Annotated in this window: 2 protein-coding genes and 1 pseudogene; all 3 read left to right on the plus strand. The window is 66.0% G+C overall.

From position 1 onward, the window contains the following. A pseudogene (locus tag D8M39_RS12425) lies at nucleotides 1–125 on the plus strand (IS481 family transposase); the annotation flags it as partial. Nucleotides 126–433: 308 nt separating this feature from the next. Then, nucleotides 434–1,054 (plus strand): helix-turn-helix domain-containing protein, encoded by a 621-nt coding sequence (locus tag D8M39_RS12430; RefSeq protein WP_013161534.1) that lies wholly within the window; start codon nucleotides 434–436, stop codon nucleotides 1,052–1,054. Further along, the gene (locus tag D8M39_RS12705; protein WP_162604310.1) at nucleotides 1,000–1,236 is read left to right on the plus strand and encodes a hypothetical protein; all 237 of its coding nucleotides are present in this window, start codon (nucleotides 1,000–1,002) and stop codon (nucleotides 1,234–1,236) included. The genes D8M39_RS12430 and D8M39_RS12705 overlap by 55 nt, the downstream gene beginning before the upstream one ends. Nucleotides 1,237–1,299: the final 63 nt, after the last annotated feature.

Consider the following 1,299-nt stretch of genomic DNA (forward strand, 5'->3'; position numbering starts at 1 on the left):
GGGAGGCGATCGGGGTGTGGGTGAACCACTTCAACTACCATCGGCCTCACACCGCCTGCGGCGACCAGCCCCCGGCCTCACGCACCCCCGCCCGAGTCAACAACGTCACGCCCTCCTACACCTAGGGCTCGACTCCCTAGGTCCACCGGGACGGATGAGTCGAGACATCGGTCAGAGGCTGGGCAGGCCATAGAATCGCGTGGCGGCGAGGGCCGCGCCCGGTCCGAGAACGGGTCATCGCCTCACGCCGTCAGCTGACCCGCGACGGCCGGCACACCGGCGAAATCCTCGCCACCGGCCACATCGACGAGCCCGGAGGCTATTGCTGAAACACATTGCCTGAACATATTGGTGGAGCTGAAGGTGTGTAGGTTCAGGACATCGTTCATAGGTGAGTCGGGACATCGTTCATAGTGGTCCGTGACGATGAGGGATGTCTAAAGCGCGTCTGATTGTTCTGGCCGTCACGCAGCGGCAGCAAACGCAGGCCGAGGTCGCCCGCCGCTACCGGGTGTCCTGGCGATGGGTCCACGAACTGATCCGACGATACGAACAGGGCGGTTGGGACGCGATCGAGCCCCGAAGTCGGCGCCCCCGCAGCAACAGTGCCGCCACCGCCGAACCCGTGCGAGCCCGCATCCTGGCCCTGCGTCGCGTCCTCACGGACTCCGGACTGGACGCTGGCCCGGTCACCATCGCCTGGCACCTCGAACACGAACACCCGCGCGCCCCGTCGACCTCCACGATCCGCCGGATCCTGCACAAAGCAGACCTGATCACCCCAGAACCGAAGAAGCGCCCCAAAAGCAGCATCCACCGGTTCGAAGCAGACCAACCCAACGAAACCTGGCAATCCGATTTTCCCCCGCAAGCGGGAGGTGCCCCCACCACTGGCCGCTGGCCGACGGCAGCGACGTCGAGATCCTCAACTGGCTCGACGACCACTCCCGGCTACTGCTCTCCGCCACCGCCCACCGCCGCGTCACCGCCGCACTTGTCGTGGACAGCTTCACCACGAACATCACCACCTACGGGCCACCAGCCTCCACCCTGACCGATAACGGGCTCGTCTTCACCACCTGCTCCCGCGGCGCCCGCAACGCCTTCGAATACCTGCTGGCCCCCCTGGGCATCGAGCAAAAGAACGGCCAACCCTTCCACCCCCAGGCCCATGAACCGTCCCAGGTTCTCGGCCGCTTCTATGCGGGGAGCGGCTCTGGGTTGAGGGCCGCGTAGTAGGCCGCCTCGAACTCGTCGGGGCTGACCATTCCGAGGCTACCGTGGAGCCTGCGGTGGTTG

This window comes from Kocuria sp. HSID17590 (assembly GCF_003989485.1).
GTDB classification, from domain to species: domain Bacteria; phylum Actinomycetota; class Actinomycetes; order Actinomycetales; family Micrococcaceae; genus Kocuria; species Kocuria salsicia.